The sequence below is a fragment of the Blautia sp. AF19-13LB genome, from assembly GCF_003479105.1.
In the GTDB taxonomy this organism is placed as follows: domain Bacteria; phylum Bacillota; class Clostridia; order Lachnospirales; family Lachnospiraceae; genus Fusicatenibacter; species Fusicatenibacter saccharivorans.
On sequence record NZ_QUGO01000025.1, the window covers coordinates 12,748 to 38,303 of the forward strand.

Genomic DNA, 25,556 nt, shown 5'->3' on the forward strand with positions numbered 1-25,556 from the left:
CGCCGCCTCCATCATGTGGGATAGTTAGAACAGTGGTTATTCCGAAATTATTCTGATTCAGGGATAATACCGGCAAGCAATGCCTGTGTTAATACACACAGACCCGCAGAGAAGAAAATCCCTCCATGATTTTCCTCTCCGCTTGCTTGTTGAGGGCAGCGCCCCCAAGCCCCTTTGAACACAGAATTTCATTCTGTGGCTACGCGTTCTGCGAACGCTTTTGACCAGGACCAGCTTACCGCTGGCCGTGGTCTTTTTCTTTTTCAACATCCTGTTCTACCTCCATTTTCAGCACCCGATCCACATTGGCCTTTGCCGTTAAAAGCTCCCGCATTTCCTCACGGGAACGCCGGTACTCGGCATAGGTCTTTTTCTTTTCTTCCAGCAATTTCGCATACTCTGTCTGCAACTCTCTGACCTTGGGCAACTTCTTGACGCCCATCTCATCAAAGGCATTCTTAGCCGCCTGGTGGAGCAGAATTTCTTCCTCATGCTCTTCCCGGAATTTCTTAGAGTAGCCGGCCTTGCGGTATGCCACATAGACCTCACGGGTCTTGGCATAATTTACGATGTGAGTACGCAGAACAGCGATCTCTGCCATGCGCTTTTCAGCCGCTTTGATCTGCGCCGAAAGCTCATTGTGATGTGCCGTGGCAGCCGCAGCCTTTTCTTCCAAAACCGCATACTCCAGCAGGTTATGCTCTGACAGGTAATTCATGGTCTGTGCCATTTGCTTCAGATTAAAAACTTTAGCCCAACGCGCATAGCCAGCACCTTTTCCTGCCTGCAATTTTGCCTGAATGTCCACCAGCAGATTGACCTTGGGCTGCTCCGGCTGCACGATGGATTTTTTACGGGGCGTATGCTGTTTTTCACCGGCCAGCACCGCACGGATTTCTGCTTCACTGTACCCGGCCCCCAGCTTGTCATCCATGCGGGCTACATTCTTCCAGCCGGGCGCTTTGAGCCGGATTGCTTTCCCGCGCCGGGATACTTCACAGCCCATTTCGGAAAGCAGCTTCAGCAGCGCATCAAAGTCCGCCGGTTTCTGCTCCAGCGCATGGTCAATCATCACCCGCAACTGTTCCCGATGGGAGGGCTTGGCCTGATCACCCAGCCATTTGTTGTAGCTTTTTCCGTGGGGTTTTGGGTCCTCCACAATGGACAATCCGTTCTCGATGCAGATGGTATCGCTCAAGCGCCGGACGGCTCTGGTGCTGCCCCAAAAGTTGCGGAACTTTCGGTCACAATCTGCATTGACCGCCGACCAGATGATGTGATTATGAACGTGCGATTTGTCTATGTGGGTGCAGACCACAAAGGCGTGATTGCCCTTGGTGAACCGCTTGGCAAATTCCACGCCCATGCGGTTTGCTTCCTCCGGTGTGATCTCTCCGGGTTTGAAGGACTGGCGCACATGGTAAGCGATCACATCATCCGCCCCGCGCACCCGCCCGGTGGCGGAGATATACTGCCGCTTCGCCAGAAGGAACTCTGCATCGGCGGTCCGGCTGTCACAGCCATAGCCGGTAATTAGTTTTCCGTTGTCGGTCTTTTGCGGATTTGCCACATAATCAATGATGTCGCTGATTGCCTGACTTTCGGTGCGGCCCTTGCCGATATGCAGGGGCATGATGCGTGTGGTTGCCATAGAAGGGCCTCCTTTCTTAAAAAGAAACGGCCTGCATGGTGCAGACCGCTTTTGCTATTCTATAAAATCGTCCTCGATGTCCTCTAACCGCTTCGGAGGAAACCTCATCTCGTATTGTTCTTTTGCCAGTGCACGAACTTCCGGGCGCTTATCTTTCATTCGGTTTTTCAGCCAGGAAATCTGCTCCTTTGATAACCGCCAAGGGAGATTCAGTAAGCGGTTTACCGTCATTTGCTCTGCTTGTTTCTCCGGCGATAAAGAAGCACAGGATTTACAGATGTGCGCCGCATGACCTTTGCCGGAAAATTTTTCGTTAGCCTTATATTCTCCGCAGACTTTACAATAATGTCCATGCTTCTTCATAGGCTCGATTCCTTTTCACTGAGCGCATATAAACTGCGAACCGCCCCCATGATGATGTTCCACTCCAGATCTGCCGCATAGGAAAACTTCCTGCGGTAAGATTCCCAAAGTTTCTGCATCACAGGACTGCTTTCCACTTCATTCAAAACATCCACAGCTTCTGTAAGATGCCGTTCGGTTCCGCGTTTTTTGGCAGTTGCCAACAGTGCATCATAGAGCGTCTGCCGGTTCAATGTGTTCCCGTGGAGCTGATCCAGAATATAAATGTCATAGAAATCTCTCATGCGGGTGTTGGTGGTGGTTCTGGTGATGATTGTTTCCAGCTTTTCAGCCAGAACGGTTTCCAGATTGTATGCCCAAATGTCAATAGAGCGATCTTCCAGCATCAGCTTGAAAGAGTAGCGTACCTCCCTGGGGGTAATGGCATCCCCTGTGGAAATGTCAATCTTCAAAGGTGTCACCACACCGTCAAAGGTTGTAGTCATGCTGACCCGAATCCCAGGATACTCCGCTTCATCCATAATCTCTGAAATGCTTTTCAGCTGAAATTTGACGCCATCATCAATCGGCACACTCACAATAGCAGAAATCAGGTTCTCGATGTCCTCTACATTAACATTGGCTCCTTTTACAGTAGCGTCCAAGTCCATCGTGGAACGGGCATCCAGTCCAACCATTGCCGCTACCAGCATCCCGCCTTTCAGAATAAATTTATCACGATATTCAGAAAGGGAAATACGCTCCAGAAAACGCTCCATCATATAGTTTCGCATTAAAAGCTGTGCATCCGCAGATTTTTCTCTGGAAAGATTGCGAATCAAATCTTTTAGCTGCCTTGCTGTCTTTATCATAAAAGCACCTCCAAATACTGCCGTAAAATTTTTTCAACCCGGAACATACCGGCATACCGCATCAAAGTCCGCAGATCCTTGTCCTTTCTTCTGGCATACATCTTCAGCGCACCTTGAAAAGTCTGTATTTCCATGCTGCTTCGGCTGCGGAGCAGATCGCAGATGGTGCGCTCCATATCATAGACAGGAACCGTATGCCCAAAAGGTGTTTGGCCAGTTGTCAACCCTACCTCATATAATTCTGGTTTGATGGTGTAAACAGAAAGGCCCTCTGCCTTTAAGCGAGTGGTGCTGTACCCTCTGCGCACCGTGATAGCGTATGGAGATGGTTCCCGGTCTGTCAAGTCATGGAAAAATAGCGCTGATTCATGGGAAAATACTGCCTGACCACATCGCAGATGTAACAGAAACATCGCATCAATCCAGGTGTCCTCGGAGACATAAATTCCGTGAGCAACCTGCTGAAGATTTTTCTCTTTGACATATTCATAAAAAATGGGTTTTACAATTCCGCTGGCGATTACCTGTGCGGTTTGCAGCATCCCATCATGCTCAGTCAGAAGTCTGTCTAATTGCTCAAACCGTTCTGATTTGGTCACATCCATCACTTCCTTTCGTGCTACTATTATACACGGATGTAGCACAGAAGTAAATATAGCAATTTAACAGACACTGTCTGGCATTTTTGTGACCGCGCATTTTATCCATAAACCAAATCCTGAATGGCAAACTTCAAATCCTGCACCTTGCCCAGTAGCCAGATGGCAGCCATCGGCAGACCATAGGGACTAATAAGGAATGCCATCACCAGCAGGATAATGCCGTTTTGCAGGGAACAGGTCAGCAGAACCGCCACACCCAGCAGGGCGATCACCATGCTGATAAGCCCCAGCACCAGACCGGAGACATAGACGATCCCCACACAAATCCAAACGAACAGGGTCAGCGCCAGAATCACCGGAACCATCACGATCTTCAACAGCAGTTTCAACAAAAATACCAATGCCCTCATTGTTATGCCTCCTCCCAAAATCACAGTTCCTGTTCCTGATTCCATTATCCCTATCTCACAGCCAAAAGGCAAGGATACGGGCAAAAAGAAAAAGCGGAGGAAGGCGCGGCGAAGAAACGCCGTTCCTCCCTCCGCAAATGGGGTATTTGTCCCGGTTACGAAAGTTTGGAGAGTTGTGTCAGTATCTCTTTAACTCCGTCCCATAACTTTTCCTGCCGCTGGGATATATCCTCCAAATCGACATCATAAATCCGCCCGGTCTCATGCACCTTGCGGGTCAGCTGGTTTAAGTTGTTGCTGCTCCGGCGCAGCAGGGATACCAGTTCTTTCAGTTCCGGCAAATCCAGCTGCACCACATAGCCGTCCACAGCCATTTTCCGCAGATAGGCGCTCAGGTTTTTTGTCCCAAACTGTGCCATTTTCTGCTGAATCAACTCCATTTCATCAGCGGATACCCAAAACAGAACCGGCACATCCCGCTTGCGCTTGGGGCTGCTCATCGCTCCGGCTCCTGTTTCTTCGGGGCGGCAGGCTTATGGGCAGGCGGTTCCTGTTTGAGCTTATCCCGTACTGAGGGACGGGACGGTTCCAGTTTTTCTCTCTGGGTACGGCTGCGCTGCTGTTCTTCACGCACCAGATCAATAAAACCATCCAGCACAGCAGGGTGGCTGTTTAAGGCATAACCACAACGGACGGTTTCGGGATTATCGTTGGGAATGGTCTTGGCCCATTCTTTGTTGCGTCGGGAGTAGCGCCCATCCCAGTCCTGAAGCTGGACCGTGTTAGACAGAACCATAGATACACGCTCCATGCCATAGGTCTCGATCACACCCTTTGCCGCATCGTGGCTGAGATACATTCCGTCGAAGTGTTCCCGCACCGCCGCTTCAATGGACTCCTTGCATTGGAGATTTACATTGTTGGAAGCTCGGTACTGCTCCAGCTCCCCATGTTCTCTCGCATAAGCAGCTGAATGGGGATAGACCGGTGTTGTTCGCAGTTCCTCTTTAGCTCTGCACACATCGTCGGCACGGTTCTCAATGCTGTCCCGGATCATATCCATATAGCCGTTCTCCAGCTTTTCAAAATAACGGTACACATCCGCCAGCGGCGAGGGAGATTCCAAAAGCGCCTGGGCCTGTGCGTCGGTCAGCTCCAGCTCCTCCATCGCCATCACAATATCCTCACGGACAGTATATTCATAGGTGTGGTGCAGGATTTCTTCCGGGGGCTGGCTTTTCAACCAGTCCCTATATTTTTCCTGCTCAGTGGCCATCTTTTCATAAAGGGCCGTATTCAGATTATTGGTATTCATGTTATCGCACCTCCTCATGCTGTTTTGGTTTCTTGTCTGTACTGCGGGGCGTCGCCGAACGCTTCAGGCTGTCCAGCACCGAAGTCCGTGTGCTTTTGGCAACAACAGCCTCTGCGTGCGCCTGTCCCTTTCCGTCGATGTTGAGCAAAGTATCCAGCTCCACCAGACGGGCATTTTTGCTTCGCAGTTCTTCTTCATAAAGGAATGGCTTTCCGACTTCCTCCTTTGCGGCAGCCTGCTGCTGATAGAGGTTATCCAGCTGGGCCTTTGCCGCCTCCAGACGCTGGGGCATCTGGGCGATGGCATTGTCGATACGGGTAAGATTTCCGCGAGGGTCTGTACCAAGGGTTGCCCGGTGGGTCATCTGTCCTTTCAGCAGGAGCGTATACTCCTGTTTCCAAGCGGAAAATTCCACGGACATGGCATAACCCCGGTAGCTGCCGATCTGCACCGGATCGGAGGTTTTGACCTCCTTGCAGGCATCCAAAAGGGCTGCACCGGCGTTCTCCTTATCGGTCAGCAGGTCTCCACGAATCTCCATACCAGCAAAACCGTCCTCCGGGTGCGGGTGAGCTGTCAAAACCTCCAGATCGGATTCAAAGCCCTTGATAAAACCTTTGTGCTTTTCAATCTCCTCCGGGAAGTATTTGAGCAGCTGGTCCTCCAGACGATATTGCTTGCTCTGGTGGTCGGCTTTCATCAGCTTCAGGCGGGATACCTCCACATCCAAATCCATACGCTCCTTGATGCGGGGATCTCCGGCACACAGAGCCTTGATCTCGGCAAAACTGAGGGCTGTTTCATCCACATCATCGCAGGAACGCACCGGCGATTTAGAAGTCATGATCTGACTGATGAATTTCTGCTTGTTCTCCACTGTCTGCCAGAGGTATGCGTCAAAGGTTCCCTCGGTCACATAGCGGTACACATGAACAAGGGGGTTCTGGTTGCCCTGACGCTCGATACGCCCCTTTCTCTGGGCAAGGTCTCCGGGTCTCCACGGACAATCCAGATCATGAAGTGCCACCAGACGGTCCTGCACATTGGTGCCTGCGCCCATCTTGGCGGTGCTGCCCAAAAGGACACGAACCTGACCGGTACGGACTTTAGAGAACAGCTCCTTTTTCCGCACTTCGGTATTGGCTTCATGGATAAAAGCGATCTGGTCGGCAGGCATCCCCTGAGCAATGAGTTTCTGACGAATATCGTCATATACCGTAAAGGTCGGTTCCTGTTCCGGCAGAGGCACAGCGCCTTCCAATGCGTGAAGCAGTGGATTATCCAGCGTTTTCGCCGCCTTGCTTGCAGGAGCTTTGGCCTGTGGTGTAGAAATGTCGCAGAACACCAGCTGGGTCAGCTTGTCAGCTTTGCCGTCCCGCCAGATCTGCATGATGTTGTCCACACACTGATTGACCTTTGTGCCAGGTTCGTCCGGCAGCATCTGGTTGACGATCCTCTGGTCAAGCCCCAACTTACGGCCATCCGAGGTAATCTTGAGCATGTTATCCTGGGACGGGTCAACAGTTCCGCTGTGTACCAGCGATGCACGCTCCGAAAGAGCTTTGACCATTTCCTGCTGATGTTCGGTGGGCTGCGCCACGATGTTGTGGTACTCCACTTCCGGGGTAGGGAGATTTAACTGGTCGGCAGTCTTAATGTCCGCCACTTCTTTGAACAGGTTCATCAGCTCCGGCAGATTAAAGAACTTGCTGAATCTCGTTCTTGCCCGGTAGCCGGTGCCTTCCGGTGCCAGCTCCAATGCTGTGACGGTCTCCCCAAATCGGGAAGCCCAGCAGTCGAAGTGGGTCATGTTCAGTTCTTGCAGGCGTTCATATTGAAGATAACGCTGCATGGTGTAAAGCTCGGTCATGGAGTTGCTGACCGGTGTGCCGGTGGCAAAGATCACGCCACGGTTTCCGGTAATCTCATCCATATAGCGGCACTTGGCAAACATATCGGAGGATTTCTGCGCGTCCGATGTGGAAAGACCAGCCACATTCCGCATTTTTGTGTATAAAAACAGGTTCTTGTAGTTGTGGGCCTCGTCCACAAACAGCCGGTCCACACCCAGCTGCTCAAAAGTTACCACATCATCTTTTCGCCCCTCGGCTTGCAGCTTTTCCAGTCTGGCTTCCAGAGACTTTCTGGTACGCTCCAGCTGCTTGACGGTAAAACGCTCGCCGCCGCTGGCCTGCACCTCTGCGATACCCTCGGTGATCTCGTCGATCTGCTCATAGAGAAGCCGTTCCTGACGCTCCCGGCTGATGGGGATACGCTCAAACTGGCTGTGTCCCATGATGATGGCGTCGTAGTCACCGGTCGCAATACGGGCGCAGAACTTCTTGCGGTTATGGGTCTCAAAGTCCTTTTTGGTTGTGACTAAGATGTTGGCAGAAGGATAGAGGCGCAGAAACTCCGATGCCCACTGCTCAGTCAGGTGGTTGGGAACCACAAAGAGAGATTTCTGGCACAAGCCCAGGCGTTTGGCTTCCATCGCAGCGGCCACCATCTCAAAGGTTTTGCCCGCGCCTACTTCGTGTGCCAGCAGGGTATTTCCGCCATACAGCACATGGGCGATGGCACTTTTCTGGTGTTCCCGCAAGGTAATGGCCGGGTTCATGCCGCCAAAAGTGATATGGCTGCCATCATACTCGCGGGGACGGGTAGAGTTCATTTCTTCGTTATACTGGCGCACCAAAGTCTGGCGGCGCTCCGGGTCTCTCCAGATCCAGTCCCTAAAGGCTTCCCGGATCGCCTGCTGTTTTTGGGCAGCCAGAGTGGTCTCCTTGGCATTTAGTACGCGGCGCTCTTTTCCGTCTGCGTCCTCTATGGTGTCATAGATACGGACATCCCGCAGGTTTAAGGAATCCTCCAGAATCTTGTAGGCGTTGGCGCGGCTGGTTCCGTAGGTGGTATAAGCTGCCACATCGTTGTAGGATACAGAAGATTTCCCCTTGATCTGCCATTCAGCAGTAAAGGAGGAATAGTTGACCTCAATGCTGCGCTGGAGATAAAACGGGGTGTTGAAGGTCTCGTACATAAACTGCTGGATGTACTCCTTGTCAATCCAGGTAGCGCCCAGCCGCACCTCGATCTCCGACGCATCCAGGTCTTTGGGCTGGGCGGCGGTAAGAGCTTCCACATTGACTGCATAAACCGGGTCCTGCTGTGCCGCCCGCTGCGCCTGACGCAGTTTTCGGCGTACATTGCCAGAGAGGTATTCATCAGCAGTCACATAATGGGGCGTTCCGTCCTGCTCCAACTGTCCCGGTACACGGAAGATTACGCCTTGCAGCTCTCCGGCCAGTTCTTCTTTTGTTTTTCCGGTAAGCTGGCTCATATAGTCCATATCCACGCAGGCTTTTTCCGAGATGGACACCGCCAGTGCTTCACTTGCCGTATCCACCACAGCCACCGCCTGATGGGGCTTGATGGTCCGTTTGGTGAACATATCTGCCTTGCGTTCCAGCTTTCCGTCCTCGTCGATGACTTCCAGCGCACAGAGCAGGTAATAGGAAGAATCGTCTGCATAGGCCAGACGGTTTGCACGGTCATTGATGAGACCGTATTTGGCAGAAAAGCTGTCATAGAGGCTGTTCAGTTCCGCCTGCTTTTGGGTAATGGTGCTGTCCGGAACCGCTGCATCCATCTGAAGGTCGATCAGTTCCTGCACACAATCACGCAGTCCCACAAGACCTTTCACGCGGGCTTCGGCGGTGGCGTTGAGGTCAGGGCGCACCATACGGCTGTTTTCCCGATAGTACACCTGCCCGTCTACAATGGCATAGGAATAGTTCTTCACATTTGGGTCGGCAGGAATGGAGGTGTCAATGGCTTCGCCTTCGCCCAGCTCCGGCAGCTCTGCCTCCTGATAAGTGCCATGAATGTACTTCACAGCATCATGCAGCTGGTCGGAAAGCTCCAGTCCCTCGATAGGGTTCACGGTGTAATCCATACCATGAGCAGTGCTTACCGGCTCCTGTCTGCCCAGCACCATTTCCGGGTGGTCGATAAAATACCGGTTGATGGCAAACCCATCCTCCGTTTGTCCGGTCTGCGTCCACTCTGGTGCAATGTCCAGCGGACGGTCCCGCTTTTGGAGAAAGATGATGTCCGATACAACCTCGGCACCGGCATTCTTTTTGAACGCGTCATTAGGCAGACGGATCGCTCCCAGCAGCTCGGCACGCTGGGCAAGATAGCGGCGCACGGTGGAATCCTTGGCATCCATGGTATAGCGGGAGGTCACAAAAGCTACCACACCGCCGGGACGCACCTGATCCAATGCTTTGGCGAAAAAGTAATTATGAATGTTGAAATTCAGCTTGTTGTAGGCTTTGTCATTGACCTGATACTGACCAAAAGGCACATTGCCAATGGCAAGGTCAAAGAAATCTCGCCTGTCGGTGGTCTCAAACCCGGCCACGGTGATGTCGGCCTTGGGGTAGAGCTGCTTTGCGATACGCCCGGAAACCGGGTCAAGCTCCACACCATATAGACGGCTGTTTCGCATTTCCTCCGGCAGCATACCGAAGAAATTTCCCACACCCATAGATGGCTCCAGAATATTTCCGGTCTCAAATCCCATACGGCCCACAGCATCATAAATCGCTTTGATGACCATAGGGCTGGTGTAATGAGCGTTGAGGGTGGAGCTTCTGGCGGCGGCATATTCCTCCGGGGTCAGCAGCTCTTTCAGCTGGGTATACTCGGAAGCCCATGCCGGTTTCTCTGGGTCAAAAGCATCAGGAATACCGCCCCAGCCCACATAACGGGAAAGAATCTCCTGTTGTTCGGGGCTTGCCTGCTGTCCGGCAGATTCCAGCTCTTTCAGCAAACGAATGGCATTAACATTTGCCTGGAACTTGGCTTTTGGACCGCCTTCGCCCAAATGCTCATCGGTAATGCGGAAGTTCTGTGCATTGCGGCGCAGGTTAGCCTTGTATTCCTCATAGGAGGCTTCCTCGGCAGTTTTGGCATTGGGGAAGGTCTGCCACTGGCCGTTGACCTGAATGGAAACCGGGTGTTCATCCAACACTTCCTCAAAGGTTTTCTCCGGCTCTGTTACAGGGGCTGGCGGCTCCGGCTCCTCGATATGCAGCCGTTCCACCACCACATCATAAGGTAGATGGTTCTTATCGCCCGGATAGACGGCCATGGTCTCGGAATGGAAGGCCGGGGATTCGGCAGCCGGTTGGGGCTGTTCCTGTCCAAAACCGTCCTGCTGACGGGCATACATCCCGCGCAGCAAAGGCGCAACCTCATCCCAGCGGAAATACAGCATAGCCAGACGCTTTTCCTCTGCATCCATGACTTCCAGTTCTATGCCCTGTGCCGTGGTACGGTAATCGGCAATATCGCCGGTCTCCAGATTCAGTGTCTCAATCTCACCGGAATAGGCTCTGATCAGCCAGTAGGCGATCTCGCTGTTGCTCCTGCCGGATTCCAGCAGCGTGGAAATCTGCTTTTTATCCGCTTCATCCATCAGTCCATGAGCCAATACATCCCGCAAGTCCTGATCTGCCTTGTCCGGGTCAGTAGGAAGAAACTCAGTATAGTAAGCATTGCGGCGGTCTGCCCGAAGCATCTGCTCGAACTGTTCTTTGCGCTCTGCCCGGTAGATGGGATATACCATCCCAGTGGGCAGAAGCTGTACGGTGTCCTCCCGCAGCTCTGTGATCTGATAGGCGTCATCCTCGATATACACGGTATCGCCCACGGCATAGACCGGGGCGGCTGGGTCATAGGAGGTTCTTTGCGGAATTGGGCGGCGAACTGCATCATATTCCTCATCGGAAATGGAAACTTCGGAAGTCTGTTCTGTCTCGGCAGCTGCAATCTGCTCTACATCCGACATTACCTGCTGGATAAATGAGGAATTGTCCAGTTTTTCCGGATCTGCCACCTGTCCGTTGACGATCCCTCTTTCCTCCAGAGCTTCCCGGATGGCAATAGGGTCGATATTGTCAAAACGATCCTGTTCTTCTTCGGTATAGAACCGGTCCTCCTGAATAAGCTGGGCAAGCCTGCGCTGTACCTTCGGCCAGGGCAGCTGTGTTTCCTCCGGGCTTCCGGCACGGACAACGAACGGGCTGTTTCCGCCACCGTATTCCTGAGCCAGCCATGCAGCGGTATCCTTCTCTCTTGCATGGTCTTTCATATAGCGGACGACAGCGTGTTTACTCTCGATATTGCCGTTCCAAACACAGAGAGCTTTGTCAATATCCTCCTGAGAAAGAGGGCGCAGAAGCTCATGGAGCTTTGGATAGGTTTCGTCGATCACTTCCCGGTGCAAACGCTGGCGGAACTCCGGCACATCCGAATAAAGGCGGATCAGCTCCATATCCTTAGAGCCAAGAACCGCACGGCGCACAGCGGCATTGCCCTCGATGACAGCATTTTCACGGTCGGAATGACCGCAGGCATTTCGATATGCCACATCCTCAGATATGGCGGCAGTCACCACAGGCTTATACTGCTCAAACTGCTCCCGAAGGGTAGGCTTTGGCGTTTCTTCCTCTATCTCCGGCTGCTGGGCATGAATGGCATCTTCTTCTGCCAGATCCTTTTCAGCCTGGATCTTGTCATACTGCGCTTGTTCCTGTTCGGTAAGATAGCGGCCTTTCTGGACGAGTGAGGTAATGCGCTTGGCAACCTTTTCCCAGTTCAAGTGAACATCCGGGCAGTCCTGCTTTTTATAGTGCAGTCCTTTCCCATCGTGATCTTCGCCGCTGTGTGTTGCGCCGGACAGGGCATGAGAGCGTCCGCCAATGCCATACTCGTCTTTAAGGAATCTCACTTTTTCCTTATCCGTATGGTTTTCCATGAAGAACGCATAGATACGGCCTTTTCCTCCGGCAAAACTGCTGCCGCCGGTCATGGCGGCGTCGATCTCATCCTCGGTAATGAAATGCTGGACGGTTGGCACTTGGGAAAGGTCCGAAGAAAAAGTTCTGCGTGGCAGGTCAAGATCCTTCAGGTTCTCCCAGATTTCCCTTGACCTATGGTAATGAAAGCGCAACAGGTCACGGTCCTGCTGATAGGCAGTCCAGAAGGCAGCGTATTCTTCCTTGAGGGTCTGGCGGAAAGCCGGTTCACTCAGCTGCTCCGTCAGACGGCGGGTCTCCTCTGGGAATCCATTGCCTTTGATCTCTGACAGGCAGGACAAATATCCGGCTTTTCTGGCGTCCTCACTGAGATCGTGATACAGATGCCAGAGCTTTTCCGAGAGGAGGGATCGTTCATAGCCTGCCGCTTCTGCAAGCTCCACATTGGAGGCAAACTGACCACTTTCCAAAAGCTCCCCGATACGCTCTGCGGCGCGCTCCCAAGAAATGACCTGGGCAGACCTGTCATAACGGACAGACTTCCCGTGGGAAAGATGGATACCATCCTCGGCATACCATGCACTCACACTGCCAAGGCCGTTGCCACCGTGGTACAGCGTTTTCAGTATCTCGGCAATCTCAGCGGTGGTTTTCTGCTTTTCAAAGGCTGCAACCACACGCTCCCTCTGACGGTCTGTATTGCCTCCCAAACGTAGCACATGGTCAATGTCATTTTGGGCAAAAGAAAAAGCAGAGGATGTATGTGCTACATTCTCTGCTTCATCTATGGATTGGATCTGTTCCGCTTCGGAGAGGAACAGGTTTAGAGTCAGCTGTTGATAAGCTCCGCCATCAGAATCTCCTCTGCCTGAGCTTTGCAGGTGTTCATCAGCCCCACCCACTTCATGGGATCGCTGGCTTTCAGTTCCTCGGTGGCTCCCGCTTCCTTCGCCAGCTGGGGCATCATCTGCTCCAGTCTGTTCTGGGCGGTCTCGTCGATCTCCAGAAGGTGCTGGTACAGCTTCTCGCTCAGCAACATCTGGTTGTAGAGGATGGGACGGTGTTCCTTCAGGTAGGTTTTCCTCATCCTGCCGTATTTGCCCAGAGGTTTCTCCGGCTGCTGGCTCAGCTTCAGGTCGGGAATCAGATAGTCTCCGTTCTGGATATAGGTCATGGGATTGTTCATCTTGTTTGCTCCTTTCTTGGTTGGCTTCGCGCTCTGCATTTCGGACGGTAACGCCGATCTGCCGCAGCACCTGCTGGTTGATCTGGCTGACCGCTGTTCCCAGCGCCCCGATGGTGGACGGGGTGTTGAAATCAAAGATCGCCATGAAATCTTCGTGGTCGAAGTAGCGTTCCGGCTCCAGTCCGCAGCGGGACATCAAAGCGTAAGTGATGCTGACGGTGGCGGCTGCCTTGAACTGTACTCCGATGTTAAACTCATCATATTCCTCCAAAAAGGAACCGTCAACGATATAGAAGAAGTCCTGCTGATGCTCCGTCCAGTATTCCTCAGCCAGTTTTCCGGCTACCTCGGTGAGCTGTCCGGCAAGGTCATCACCGGAAACATCATAGGTGCGCTCAAGCATGGCCTGAACCGAATCCAAATGGCGCTCCTCCAGCTGCCACAGCCAGGGAGTGCGGGAATGTTCACGGGTTCCGGTGTCGGAAATATCAAAAACATAGCGCAGGCGGGGCCTGTCCCCGGAATCGTCCACCAGAGCGATTCCCTTGGAGCCGCGCCTTACATACCGGCCCATCTTTTCATTCCACAAATCGTACTCCGCACAGGCGGTGGCGTCCGGTCGCTGGGCATAGATCATCAGCTGCTCATGGAACGGGTACTTGTAAAGGCGGGAAGCAGTAGTGAGAAACCCTGCCCATTCCTGCCAGCTCCCCGTGAGCTGCGTTGTCACCTTCTCCGCCATCTGTGCATATAGTTCAGCTTTGGTTGGCATAGTGTTCTGTCCTCCTTTCAGTTTTGGGGTAAAAAGGTGGGGTGGCAGATCGCCACCCCATCCCTGCGGTTATGTTGTTTACTGGTCAAAATCCGGGTACAGCTCCAGTTCGGCAAACTTCTCATCGGTCATCGCACAGAGCTTCGTAAGGGCGCTGTCGGTCAACTCTCTCAGCTCCGTTTCCTCCGGCGAAAGCTCGCCGCGCATCTCACGCAGACTGTCAATCAGCCCGGTGCGGCTGCCGGTATTGTAAATGCACATCAGGTTCATTTCCTCAAAAGTAAAGTTTCCCATATCAAATCTCCCTTTCCGCACTCTTTTTGGGTGCTGTCTTTTTGTGTTCTGTCTTGGGCTGGCCTTTCAGCTGCTCCATGACGGACTTTTTCTTTTCCCGTTCCTCCCGATGGGTGGCGGCTGCCAACTCCATCAGGGAAATGGGCTGACCGCTTCGGGCCTGCTGTTCCAGCTCTGCCACCGTGGGCTCTTTTGCGCCATTGTTGATGATACCGTCGATCATGCCGTAATCGTCCTCCAGCATCATTTCCGCATTTTTCAGCGGGTTTTCTGGCAGGAATCCGGGGATCTGGGTAAAACCAACACTGTCACAGTAATGACAGGATACCTTACCGTCCTGTCTGATCGCAACGATGTCGCTGACGCTCATGGAGGGACTGTGAAAGTCCACGGGCTTTTCCAGATTGAATTGCTGATAGAGTTTTTCCAGCTGCTCCGGCACAGTGCCAGACTCCCTCAGAGGAGCTGTGTAAATGAGGTCATAATTGCTGCGGTCTATGGAAATGTTATGGGACTTTAACCAGTCCAGATTCATAAAGCGCACATTCTGCGGATCGTCACGACTTACCTGATAGATGGCAAAGCAATCTCTGTTCTGAGAGAGAAATGCCTGTTCGCGTTCCTGCTGATGTTCCTGACGCTCCATGACCTTTTCGTGGAACTGAGGGCTTTTCTCCCATTCCTCATGGTCCACACCGAAAAGACCGCCATGATCCATGATTTCCTGCGGGTCAAACACCATGCTCTCCGTATTGTCCTCATGTAGCACATAGACGGTCAAACCGGCGGCATCCAGTTCCAGCGCCCGTTCTCTGGTAACAGGGAGCATCCCATCATAGGAGTAGCCATATTCCTGCATATCCGGTGTGGATACCTGCTCATCCGGCATGGGGTATTCATCCAGTGCCTGCTCCTGCGCTTCCGGCAGCTGGGAAGAAGCAGTCATCTGACTGGTCTCTGCCTGCATTTGCTGATAGGCCGCTTCCTGCAAGGTCTCAATCATGGACATAGGAGCGTGTCTGAGCGAAGTGCTGTCCAGATTGTTGTCATCACAAATCTGGAGAACTGCATTTTTGCGGGAAAGCTCCGGCATATCCAGCTGACCGCCATCCAGCTCTTTCATGGATGCGGCATCGTAAAGGGTATAGTCCCAGCCGCTGTCACAAGGCTGGATATGAAGATAAGTGGCATCGTCGATCAGAAACAAAGTCTCCTGCTGGTTGGCGTCCGCTCCCAGCACCTCCATTTCCGGCATGGCCGCAGCCAGTTCCTTTACCGCTTTTTGCACCAACGGATTATCACGGTAATAGTCGATTGCCTGAATGGTGTCCAGGTCAATGGTCTGCCCGGTCAAAATCGGAAAAGGTCCTTCATAGTCGCTTCCATCTTTCAGCTCAAAGCCAATGCCCTTGATCCCGTTCATTCGCTCTGCCGGAATCTCCTGATAAATGCGGACCGCCTCCTCCAAAGACAGGTTATCGTGATATTCTCCAAGGTTTGGAAACTCCATGCACTCTGCTACATAGTAGGTCAGATTGCCGGTCGGCTGTCTATCGGCTACCTTAGTAGCATCTTCTGGCTGCTCTATCGGGGCGGTTTCCGGCTCTGCCTTTGCATGGGGATCAATCCCACGCTCTTTGCATATTTCCTTATAGTGGCGCTCAATGTCAGAGATCAAAGTGCCGGAGGTCTTATTGATGGTCTCCAAACTGGCTCTCAGCTCTTTCAGCTCCTTGCCCTGACTCCAGCTTGCAATATAGCCGAAGCTGTTTTCTCCGGTCTCGATGCCAAAATATTTGCAGACTGCATAGGAGATGCTTTCAGCCTCCACTTCCTCCGTGTGGCGATCTTTCCTCTGTTCTTGCAAAAACTGGGTGAGGGTAGAAAAGCCGCCAACAAAATTCAGCCCTTCTTCCTCGGTCAGCATCAGGCGTCCATCTTCCGCCAGCTCCAGCGGCTCTGTCAGCAGAACGGAACCTGCATGGTTTACAACCACTTGTTCTTCTACACAGACCGGCTCTCCGGGGTCGTAGTCAGAACCGCGCAGGTCATAGCAATAAACGCCCTCCGGCAGATTATCACGGACAATCCGCCCATTGGAGAACAGACCGGGTTTATCAAACAGCTCGATCTCCTGATATTGCTCGTCATTGGCAATCTGAATCTTTTTCTGATTGTGGAGCTTGCTGTGGGCAATCTCGTGTACTGTGGCCGAAACCGTCTGCACCTCACTCATGCCCTGGCGAATGGCGATTTTCTGATGATTGGCAGAAAAATAGCCGTCCGTATCGGCGGCCATTGCTTCAAAAGTGATCGGCACCGGCGCACTGCGGCGCAGAGCCTCCATGAATGCCTCATAATTTGGCACATTGCCGGAAAGGGAGGAAGCAAGCTCCGGCAAAGGTTTCCCGTCGGTCTGGCTTACATCAAAGACCTTGACCGGACGAAACATGGGGATTTCGATTTCTTTTTCCTCTGTGACGATCTTTCCGTCTTTATCCAGAATCGGAGCCTTGGTATCCGGGTCCAGCTTCTGCTCCTCGATTTTCTTCTTATACGGTGTGGGGGCGATGATGGTAATGCCATGCTCGCCCTTTTTTACATGACGCTCAAACTGGTCTTTCCACTTATTGTATCCGGCTACCAATGTAGCGTCCGGCTTCTGCATATAGATGAGCATGGTGTTGTTTACCGAATAGCGGTGGAAGCGGGACATGACGGACAGATAGCGCATATACTTTTCACTCTCAAACAGTTCCTTGATCCCCTGCTCGATGCCATCTGTGATTTCCCTTAGCCGCTCTCGGTTGGTGGGTTTGTTCTCAGCCATGATTTTCAATCTCCTTTCCAAATGTGTGATTTCTGCTGTGTGTTCTGCAATCCATGCCTTTTGTTCTTCTTCACTTTCATAAAGAAAAAGGTCCAACAGGTACTCTACATAGGTTTTCTCCTGGATTGCTTCCACAAAACGGGGGTGCGGTTCTTCCTCCGGTGTCCAGGGAGAATTGTCGGCCTCCCATTTTTTCAGCAGATAGTAGTAATCGGACAGTACGCGATAACACCGCTGCCGGTCCTCCCGAAACTTTTGTGCCTCTGTTTTCTGCCGGACATATCTCCTACGGGGAGGGGCCTGACTGTCATAGATCAGGCCAAAGTCCTGTGCCAGTTTCTCCGCCGCTTCTTTTGGGGAGAGGTCAAAGAGCTTTGCGGTAAAGTCGATCACATCCCCATCTTCACCGCAGCCAAAGCAGTGGAACCGCTGGTCTACCTTCATGCTGGGGTTCTTATCATCGTGAAAGGGACAGCAGGCCATGCCATTTCGTTTGACCTCGATCCCATAAAACGCTGCCGCATCTCTGGTGCTGACCGACTGCTTGACTGCTTCAAATACATTCTCTGTCATGTGCCTTTAACTGCTGGACTTTCTCACAGGGGGCTGGTATCCGGCAGCTTTCGCACGCTCACTGGCGGCTTTGCGGCGTTCTGCGCTATATGGCTCCCGGACTGATACACACCGCTTTGGGACGGTAAAGTTATGGGCGTCCTTTCGGGTGATCTGGTCGGGGTGCTTTTTTGCCAGCAGTTCCAGCTTCTCCATCAGACGGGGATCGTGGGTGTAGACCTCAGCCATTGGTTCTGCCTGGTTATAAAGGAGAATGGTTTCCCGTTCCACTAAAGAGAGCTTCATCGGCTGCCTCCTTTCCGCTGATCAAATTCCAGCTTGAAGTTGGCGTACTGTCCATCGTCCTCCAAAACCACAGTTGCATCGTAGGTCTTGCCGGTTTTCTCCGAATATAGCCCCGTCACACGGACACGGCCATCGTTAAGCAGTGCAGACACCACAGCCTTGGTCGGCTGTTTTTTCTTGGCAGCCCACCATTTGTTATTTTTCCAGATTGCAAATTTGCAAGAATCATTCTGACAGAAGAAGCCTTTTTGCAGTTCTGCAACTTCACCGCCGCAGCGAGGGCATTTGCCCACCACCTCACGGGGCGGAGTGAACAGGTACTCAGTTCCTTTGATGACCTGATAAGTTCCCACCAGATCTTTCAGCATGGTGCTGATCCCGTCCAAAAACTCCTCCGGGGCAAGCTGCCCGCGCTCGATCTCGCCCAGTCGGTACTCCCACTCGGCAGTCAGAAGCGGCGATTGCAGTTGTTCCGGCAGAACGGTGATCAGGGAAACTGCATCGTGGGAAGGGAGAAGCTGCACCGTTTTCCTGCTCTTTTTTCGTTCCAGAAAACCGGCAGATACCAGCTTTTCCAAAATACCGGCACGGGTGGCCGGTGTCCCCAGACCTTTTCGCTCGGCATCCTCCGGCATATCCTCTTTTCCGGCAGTCTCCATCGCGGACAACAGAGTGTCCTCCGTAAAGTGCAGGGGCGGACTGCTTTTGCCTTCTTTGACGATTGCAGCAACAACCGAAAGGGTCTGTCCTTCGGTCAGCTCCGGCAGGGCTTTCTCTGCGCCCTCTTTTTTCGGCTCTGCATCCTTCATTTTGGCACGGTAGGCGTCCTCCAGTGCTTTCCATCCGGGGTGCTTCACCGTTTTTCCTTTGGCGGTAAACTCCCTACCGGCACACGCTGCAATCACAACGGTTTCCGAATAGATATGGGGCTGGGCCACGGCACACAGCAGACGCAGGGCCACCAGCTCCAGCACCGCTTTTTCTCCCGCAGGAAGGGCAGAAAGGTCTGCATCCTTGAGATTTCTGGTAGGGATTACTGCGTGGTGGTCGGTTACTTTCTTATCGTTGATGACTGTCTGCGGATCACAGGTAATGGCGATCCCTTTGCGAAACGGCATAGCATTGGCAACCAGATTCACCAACACCGGCAGGCTGTCTGCCATATCACCGGTCAGATAGCGGCTGTCAGTACGGGGATAGGTGCAGAGCTTCTTTTCATACAGGCTTTGCAGATAGTCCAGGGTCTGCTGGGCCGTAAATCCAAGCATGCGGTTGGCATCTCTTTGCAGAGTAGTCAGGTCATAAAGGGCAGGTGGCTTTTCGAGCTTTTCCTTACACTCCACCTTTTTGATTGTGACAGCTGCATCCTGGCAAGCTTCTTTCAGCTGCTCTGCGCTTGCTCGGTCACTTATGCGCTCCCCGGATATGGTAAGACCGGGCAGCTCCAGCGCCACGGTATAAAAAGGAACCGGCTTAAAGGTGTCGATTTCAGCTTCTCGCTGGACAATGAGTGCCAGCGTTGGAGACATCACGCGCCCGATGTTGAGGGTGCGGTGGTACAGCACGGAAAAAAGCCTTGTGGCATTGATCCCTACCAACCAGTCGGCCTTGGCACGGCAGAGAGCAGCATCCCGAAGTCCATCATAATCTACACCTGGGCGCAGGTTTGCAAAGCCCTCCCTTATGGCGGAATCCTCCATCGAAGAAATCCAGAGCCTTTTCATCGGCTTTTGGCAGCCTGCCAGCTCATAGACGCTGCGGAAGATCAGCTCGCCCTCGCGTCCGGCATCACAGGCATTTACTACCTCCGTCACATCCGGGGCGTTCATCAGCTTTTTGAGAATATCAAACTGCTTTTTCTTATCCTTTCCCACTACCATCTGCCAATGCTCCGGCAGAATAGGCAGGTCATCATATCGCCACTTGGCATACTTGGAGTCATAGCTGTCTGCATCCGCAAGACCGGCCAGGTGGCCCACGCACCAGCTGACACGCCAGCCGTTACCCTCCAGATACCCATCCTTACGAGCAGTTGCACCGATTACCGTAGCCAGACTTTGTGCAACCGATGGTTTTTCAGCAATCACTAAATTCATAATCTTCAGCCTCCCATTCTTCCCGCACAGGCGTGTGCAGTTTTTTCTCTATGCTGTTTTCCTCATCCAGTAGCAGGTTATAACCAAACCGGTAGTCATAGCGGTACAGTTTCCCCAGCAGGTCATTGATGATGATACGGCAAGCCAAAATGACACGGGTTTTATCCACCTGCATCAGCTGGTAGCGTTGATAATTGCTGTAATATTCTTCGTGACGGCGGGTATTGCAGGCGGCATCTTCAAGTAAACTATCTACTGCATCCTGACAACCATCTTCTTTTTCCCCTTCCATGCAGTTCAGAAGTTCCATCATCAAGGGAAAGCTCTGTTCATCCATAGGAGCTTCTGCTGCAAGAAAACCGATCAAAGCGGATAAGAGCAGATGAGCCGCCGTCTGTTCTTGTTCCGTCAAAACGGCCATTGTTTTCTCCGCATTTGGCAGGATCTTTTCTTCCACAAAATCTGCCGCGTCACCGGAATAAAGCTGACGGATAGAATCTATGGACAATGAAACTGTCATGGTATCTAAGGAGAAATCAAAGGGGTCATCTTGCTTTGGCTTTCTCCAAAGTTTGTTTAACATGGTAGAAAGAATGTCGCCGCCAAAATACACAGCAATTACCAGCAGGTCAAAAACAGCAATCAGCTTGATAAATATAATCAGAACACTCATTTTTTTCGTTTCCTTTCTTTGAGCCAGCGTTCCATCTCACGATGGCAGATACCTACGCAGGGACTTCCATAACTCCCGCAACCATAGCAGGGGTGGTTGTGGGATAAAGAATGAGGACGGGAAGTTTCCCTCCCGCCCTCCGGCCTGCGTGTCATCATGCGTTCATAGGGACTGTCTGTGAAACGGGTCATTTCACGCTGTCCTCGTCATCTTCTTCTGTGCTGCCCCCATCAGCGTCCGGTTCGTCCGACTCCTCATCCTCGGTTTCCCATTCCTCGGAATCTTCCTCGCCATAATCATAATCGTCCAGACTGTCATTGCCCTTGGTCTTAGGTTTATTCTTCATGAGCTTCATGTAGGCAAATACGCCACCGCCGCCCAGCAGAGCCAGCAGAAGAATCAGCGCAGCCGGATTTAGTCCGGCAGGCGTCTCTTTTTCCGGCTCTGGTGTTTCTGCCGGAGGTTCCGGTGCTTTGCCCGTACATTTACTCTTATCAGTTGCGCAGACCGGGCAGGCCGTATTGACTGCCCCTGCTTCACATTTTGTCGTGCAGCTACACACAGCAGACGACTCCTCTTTAGCATTTCCATCTTCCATCAGTGCCATCAAATCCGCTTCATCCACCTGATTCAGAAAGTGAACAGCAGTCTTTTTATCCTCATTCGCCCTGTCAATCAGGATGTAAAAGTAATTTCCGGCTTTGGTCGTAACAGTAATAAGCTGCTTATTGCCACCAAAATCATCCACCAGAGCGGCATTGCCATCTGGTGTAAGTGCCGGTGCCGGTTCTGCTTCTTCCACAATCACATTGCTGTCATTGGTAGAATCCTCTGCCGGTGCCGCCGGAGCCTGTTCTGACCCCTGTGCAAAAGCAGGGATCGTAAAGCCAAATGCCACAACCATTGTCAGGCAAAGGGCGGAAAGTGTTCGGAGCAATCGTTTATTCCTCATAGCTGTTTTCCTCCTGTTCGTTGTTGTCATCAGCCAAACTGCCGGAAACTGTGCCACCGGACAGCATGGCGCTCAACTGGGTCGGGGTCATACGCAGGGCGCGCACCATCTGGACAATCTCCAGATTTTCTGCCTCGGTTTTCTGTGCTTCCAGCGCCTTGAGCTTTTCCTGATACTCTGCGATCTTCTCGCGGACCTTTGTAATCTCCTGGTCAATGCGCTCAATTTTGTTCTTTGCCATCGTCTATCACTCCTTCTTAAAAATCTCTGTTACCAGTTCATCAGGCCGTAGCCCTTAATGCTTTGATAATTCAGGTCATAACTTTTGATTTTGCAGGCATCGCCGGAATTTCCCTCCACGGTATAAACACGGCTGCCATCCGTACCGATCACGATACCCACATGGTCTGCTGTCCCATCCAAATCCCAGTCAAAGAAAATTGCATCTCCGGGAGCCAGATTGTTATAGCCTCTTGCACCCCATTGTCCATGAGACTGGAACCACGGAACACCCTGCCACTCACAGCCTGCAAAGCGCGGTTCACTTTTTCCTGCCTGGTTATAGCACCAGGATACGAAGCAGGCGCACCATTCCACACGGGAGTCAAAGCCGTACCAGCTCCAGTAGGGATAACCGCCCACATTGCCCACCTGACGCTTGGCCAGTTCCACCAGCTGAGGATTGCCGGGGCGGGTACCGTTAATGAACTGCACACCGGACAGATCTTCCGAACCGCTGGTATCAGGGGAGCCGCCGCCAAACAACAGCGGCTTATTGCCCATGGTCTGCCGGTAAACCTGATACATTTTCATCTGCTCCGGGGTCAGAAGTTCCGACGCCACAGCGGAAATGGGCTTGCTGGCGAGTTTCACATTCAAAATGTAATACTCATAGGGAACTTCTTCTGAGGTGGTCTCACCGGTCTCCGGGTCGGTGGAGGTCTCCGTGCGGTAGCGAATCTCCACTTTCTCAGTAAGCGTCAGCTGATACTGTGCTGCAAACACACGCGCCAGCTCTGCCTGAGCGCTCTGCCGGGTGTAGCCTTGCAAGACGGCAGAGAGAAATGCTGCCAGCTCATGAGGGTCATGGCCGATCATACCAAGGTCATAGCGATACTCGTCATACCCTGGGTGGCTGCTTTCTATGTTGTCGATTTCCTCCTGCAACTGGGTTTCTCTGGCTGCATAATCGGCCTCCACCGCCAGCATTTCCGGGTCATCCGACGGATAGGTGGTGCCGGAGAGAACGGAACCGATGCTCTGCGCCATCATGGAGCAGGAGGACATGGTATTCATCAGCATACAGGTAATGAGGAACAAAACCCCTGCCATCAGGAAACCCTTCTTGTGGCGCATGACGAATGCCCCTGCCTGCTGTACCTTTTCTTTTACCGTCCTTGCGGCTTTTCCGGTTTTGGATGCAGCCTGGGCGGTATTTCCGGCAGTCTGACCGGCGTGTTTGGCGGCGGCATACTGCTTTTTGATGGCCTGCTTTTGCTGCCAGCGGGAAAGAGGGTTGCTGGCAAACTGGGGATTTTCCTGCAAAGATTTCTGGTACAGAACATTTACATTTGCCTTTTCCAGTTGACGCTCTGCCTGGGCTGCTTTGCGGTACGGCTTCAGCTTGTGGCTGCGATAGCCCTCCCGCACCAGATAAGCGCCGGTCTCCACCGCTTCCTCGGACTTGTGGGCGCTTTCCACGCCCACATTGTCCTGCTCTGTTTCCCGGATCTCTTTGTGGAGCTTGCCTGCGACCAGATGGACGGGAGCTTCCCTGACTCCTTGAGAAACTTTGGAGGGTGGCTTTTTCTTGTCCTCAAAGGTCAGCTTCGAGGTCTTTTTTCCGGTATCCGGGTCGATGACCGTCTGCCTGACCTTTTTCTTTGGGATATTGGCCTGCGCCTTATCTGCTCTGGCCGCAGCTTTCTCCGCTTTACGGATCGGCTTTTCCAGTGCAGGGTCAGACCGTTCCTCATCAGTAAAGCGCAGGCGCGGCTCCTTATTCAAACCATTCTCCCAGCATGAGGGAGGACATCATGTAGTGCAGCTCTGCATAAATGGCCATTCCCACAGGATCGTTGAACATACAACCGGACAGGTAGGCGTAAAACTGTGCCACCACATCGGACAGGATTTTCGCTTCGGTTCCTTCCAGAACCAGACCACCCATACCTTCCTTGGCACGGATGGTGCTCCAGACCTCTGCCAAACGGAGCAGCCCCATCTGACCGGTCTCATTCAGTTCGGCTGCCTGGTCTGCCGCCGTGCGGCACTCACTTACCGCATCGGCCATGACCGTAAGCAGCTGGCTGCGCTGGGCATTTACCGCCCTGTCAAAAAACATCAGCGGGTTTTTATTCAAAATGTTGGGGTTCATCATCATTCATCCTCCTTTTTCAGTTCCTGGGGTTTGGTGGTCATAATGCGGTACAGCTCGGTGTTCTTCGGGAAGTGGTCCACGAAAGGCAGAATTGTGGAGCCATAGAACAGCAGGCCCTCGCCCTCACCGGAGTGGGTCACATAGCTAAGCTGGTGTGTGGAAATGCCCAGCTGCTTGGCAAGTATCTGACGGTCTCCGCCTGCCTGGTTGAGCATATACACGAAGTCGGAGTTTTCAAAGATGTTCTCTACCTCGCGGCTGCTCAAAAGGTCTTTGACATTCTGGGTGATACCTGTCGGAATTCCGCCCCATTTTCGGAATCGCTTCCAGATTTCCACTGTATAGGCAGCGGTCTGTTCCTCCTTCAAAAGCAGGTGCATCTCGTCGATGTAGTAACGGGTGGACTTGTGGGCAGCGCGGTTAATGGTAACGCGGTTCCACACCTGATCCTGTACCACCAGCATACCGATTTTCTTGAGCTGCTTGCCCAGTTCCTTGATGTCATAGCAGACAATGCGGTTGTTGATGTCCACATTGCTCTGGTGGTTGAACACATTGAGGGAGCCGGTTACATAGATTTCAAGGGCCGTAGCGATATACTGGGCTTCCTTTTCCTCCTGTTCCCGAAGCAGGTTATATAGGTCCTCCAGTATGGGCATATTCTCCGGGCGCGGGTCATTGAGGTAAGTCTGATAGACCAGACGCACACAGCGGTCGATGATGGTTTTCTGCACCGGCTGCAAGCCCTCCTTACCGCCCACAATCAGCTCACATAAGCTGAGGATAAAATCAGACTTGAGGGACAGCGGGCTTTCATCATCCGAGTAGTCCAGGTTCAGGTCCATCGGATTGATGTAGTTGGTGGAGGTAGGCGAGATCTTGATGACCTGCCCATGCAGACGTTCAACAAGAGGTGCGTACTCCGCTTCCGGGTCACAGATAATGACATCATCACTGGTAAGCAAAAAGCAGTTGGCGATTTCTCGTTTTGCGCTGAAGGACTTACCGGAACCCGGCGTACCCAAAATCAAGCCGTTGGGGTTTTTCAGCAGCTTTCGATCCACCATGATGAGGTTGTTGGACAGGGCGTTGATGCCGTAGTACAGAGCCTCTTTGCCGTTCTGGAATAATTCCTGTGTGGTGAACGGTACAAAGATAGCCGTAGAACTGGTGGTCAGTCCTCGCTGGATCTCGATCTGATTGAGTCCCAGGGGCAGACAGCTCATCAGCCCTTCTTCCTGCTGAAAGTCCAACCTGGTCAGCTGACAGTTATACTTCTGGGCAATGGAGCCTGCCTGGAAAATGTTGTTGCCAAGCTGACGGGGATTGTCCGCTGTGTTCAGCACCAGAAAGGTCAAAAGGAACATTCTCTCGTTGCGGCTCTGCAAATCCTGCAAAAGTTTTTTCGCTTCACTGCCGTAAGTAGCAAGGTCAGATGGAAATAGCGATAGGTAAGCCTTTGAAGTTATCTCCAGCTTTTCCCCCGCTTCACACCG

At 52.5% G+C, this 25,556-nt stretch carries 21 protein-coding genes; 1 reads left to right on the plus strand and 20 read right to left on the minus strand.

Features of this window, described 5'->3' with window-relative positions; all coding sequences use genetic code 11:
- Window positions 1-235 precede the first annotated feature (235 nt).
- From DWX32_RS17330 to DWX32_RS20275, 9 genes are all read right to left on the minus strand, one after another.
- A complete protein-coding gene (locus DWX32_RS17330; RefSeq protein ID WP_117502742.1) occupies window positions 236-1,651 on the minus strand; it encodes a relaxase/mobilization nuclease domain-containing protein in 1,416 nt (471 codons plus the stop codon).
- Between the two features lie 54 nt (window positions 1,652-1,705).
- Window positions 1,706-2,014, minus strand: coding sequence for a hypothetical protein (locus tag DWX32_RS17335; protein ID WP_015528507.1), 309 nt, complete (start codon window positions 2,012-2,014; stop codon window positions 1,706-1,708).
- Window positions 2,011-2,865 (minus strand): nucleotidyl transferase AbiEii/AbiGii toxin family protein, encoded by an 855-nt coding sequence (locus DWX32_RS17340; RefSeq protein WP_117502743.1) that lies wholly within the window; start codon window positions 2,863-2,865, stop codon window positions 2,011-2,013. Before DWX32_RS17340 ends, DWX32_RS17335 begins: the two co-directional genes overlap by 4 nt.
- Window positions 2,862-3,407: a type IV toxin-antitoxin system AbiEi family antitoxin domain-containing protein gene (locus tag DWX32_RS17345; RefSeq protein WP_227097388.1), complete on the minus strand. Its 546-nt coding sequence runs from the start codon at window positions 3,405-3,407 to the stop codon at window positions 2,862-2,864. Before DWX32_RS17345 ends, DWX32_RS17340 begins: the two co-directional genes overlap by 4 nt.
- A 158-nt stretch (window positions 3,408-3,565) precedes the next feature.
- Entirely contained in the window at window positions 3,566-3,877 is a 312-nt protein-coding gene (locus DWX32_RS17350; protein WP_002576210.1) for a CD1845 family protein, read from the minus strand.
- A gap of 155 nt (window positions 3,878-4,032) precedes the next feature.
- Window positions 4,033-4,377, minus strand: coding sequence for a plasmid mobilization protein (locus DWX32_RS17355; RefSeq protein WP_117502744.1), 345 nt, complete (start codon window positions 4,375-4,377; stop codon window positions 4,033-4,035).
- Window positions 4,374-5,192, minus strand: a complete 819-nt coding sequence (locus DWX32_RS17360) for a DUF3849 domain-containing protein (RefSeq protein ID WP_117502745.1) — start codon at window positions 5,190-5,192, stop codon at window positions 4,374-4,376. Before DWX32_RS17360 ends, DWX32_RS17355 begins: the two co-directional genes overlap by 4 nt.
- A gap of 1 nt (window position 5,193) precedes the next feature.
- Window positions 5,194-12,072, minus strand: coding sequence for an SNF2-related protein (locus DWX32_RS17365; RefSeq protein ID WP_330421843.1), 6,879 nt, complete (start codon window positions 12,070-12,072; stop codon window positions 5,194-5,196).
- A 776-nt stretch (window positions 12,073-12,848) separates the two neighbouring features.
- Window positions 12,849-13,193, minus strand: a complete 345-nt coding sequence (locus DWX32_RS20275) for a TnpV protein (RefSeq protein WP_349101367.1) — start codon at window positions 13,191-13,193, stop codon at window positions 12,849-12,851.
- Here DWX32_RS20275 and DWX32_RS20280 point away from each other — a divergent pair.
- Complete coding sequence (locus tag DWX32_RS20280; RefSeq protein ID WP_117502870.1) at window positions 13,192-13,959, plus strand: hypothetical protein; 768 nt, start codon at window positions 13,192-13,194, stop codon at window positions 13,957-13,959. The two genes, DWX32_RS20275 and DWX32_RS20280, sit on opposite strands and share 2 nt — an antisense overlap.
- A gap of 96 nt (window positions 13,960-14,055) precedes the next feature.
- On the opposite strand, the gene DWX32_RS17370 is transcribed toward DWX32_RS20280, so the two are convergent.
- The 11 genes from DWX32_RS17370 to DWX32_RS17420 all read right to left on the minus strand — a co-directional run.
- A complete protein-coding gene (locus tag DWX32_RS17370) occupies window positions 14,056-14,271 on the minus strand; it encodes a transposon-transfer assisting family protein (RefSeq protein WP_003526257.1) in 216 nt (71 codons plus the stop codon).
- A 1-nt stretch (window position 14,272) separates the two neighbouring features.
- Window positions 14,273-17,674, minus strand: coding sequence for an LPD28 domain-containing protein (locus DWX32_RS17375; RefSeq protein WP_117502871.1), 3,402 nt, complete (start codon window positions 17,672-17,674; stop codon window positions 14,273-14,275).
- A 6-nt stretch (window positions 17,675-17,680) separates the two neighbouring features.
- A complete protein-coding gene (locus DWX32_RS17380) occupies window positions 17,681-17,959 on the minus strand; it encodes a hypothetical protein (RefSeq protein ID WP_002570998.1) in 279 nt (92 codons plus the stop codon).
- Entirely contained in the window at window positions 17,956-20,055 is a 2,100-nt protein-coding gene (locus tag DWX32_RS17385) for a type IA DNA topoisomerase (protein WP_117502872.1), read from the minus strand. Before DWX32_RS17385 ends, DWX32_RS17380 begins: the two co-directional genes overlap by 4 nt.
- A complete protein-coding gene (locus DWX32_RS17390) occupies window positions 20,036-20,728 on the minus strand; it encodes a hypothetical protein (RefSeq protein WP_003526248.1) in 693 nt (230 codons plus the stop codon). The genes DWX32_RS17385 and DWX32_RS17390 overlap by 20 nt, the downstream gene beginning before the upstream one ends.
- Window positions 20,725-20,919: a hypothetical protein gene (locus DWX32_RS17395; RefSeq protein ID WP_003526245.1), complete on the minus strand. Its 195-nt coding sequence runs from the start codon at window positions 20,917-20,919 to the stop codon at window positions 20,725-20,727. The genes DWX32_RS17390 and DWX32_RS17395 overlap by 4 nt, the downstream gene beginning before the upstream one ends.
- A complete protein-coding gene (locus DWX32_RS17400; RefSeq protein ID WP_117502873.1) occupies window positions 20,916-21,680 on the minus strand; it encodes a DUF4366 domain-containing protein in 765 nt (254 codons plus the stop codon). The genes DWX32_RS17395 and DWX32_RS17400 overlap by 4 nt, the downstream gene beginning before the upstream one ends.
- Window positions 21,670-21,921 carry a DUF4315 family protein gene (locus tag DWX32_RS17405; RefSeq protein WP_097770138.1) on the minus strand — a complete coding sequence of 84 codons (252 nt, stop codon included), beginning with the start codon at window positions 21,919-21,921 and terminating at the stop codon, window positions 21,670-21,672. Before DWX32_RS17405 ends, DWX32_RS17400 begins: the two co-directional genes overlap by 11 nt.
- A 29-nt stretch (window positions 21,922-21,950) precedes the next feature.
- Entirely contained in the window at window positions 21,951-23,687 is a 1,737-nt protein-coding gene (locus DWX32_RS17410) for a CHAP domain-containing protein (RefSeq protein WP_117502874.1), read from the minus strand.
- Window positions 23,680-24,060, minus strand: coding sequence for a DUF3851 domain-containing protein (locus tag DWX32_RS17415; protein ID WP_015516003.1), 381 nt, complete (start codon window positions 24,058-24,060; stop codon window positions 23,680-23,682). Before DWX32_RS17415 ends, DWX32_RS17410 begins: the two co-directional genes overlap by 8 nt.
- Window positions 24,060-25,556, minus strand: a 1,497-nt coding sequence (locus DWX32_RS17420; protein WP_199671285.1) for a VirB4-like conjugal transfer ATPase, CD1110 family, incomplete at its 5' end; no start/stop codon positions are given. The genes DWX32_RS17420 and DWX32_RS17415, both read right to left, overlap by 1 nt.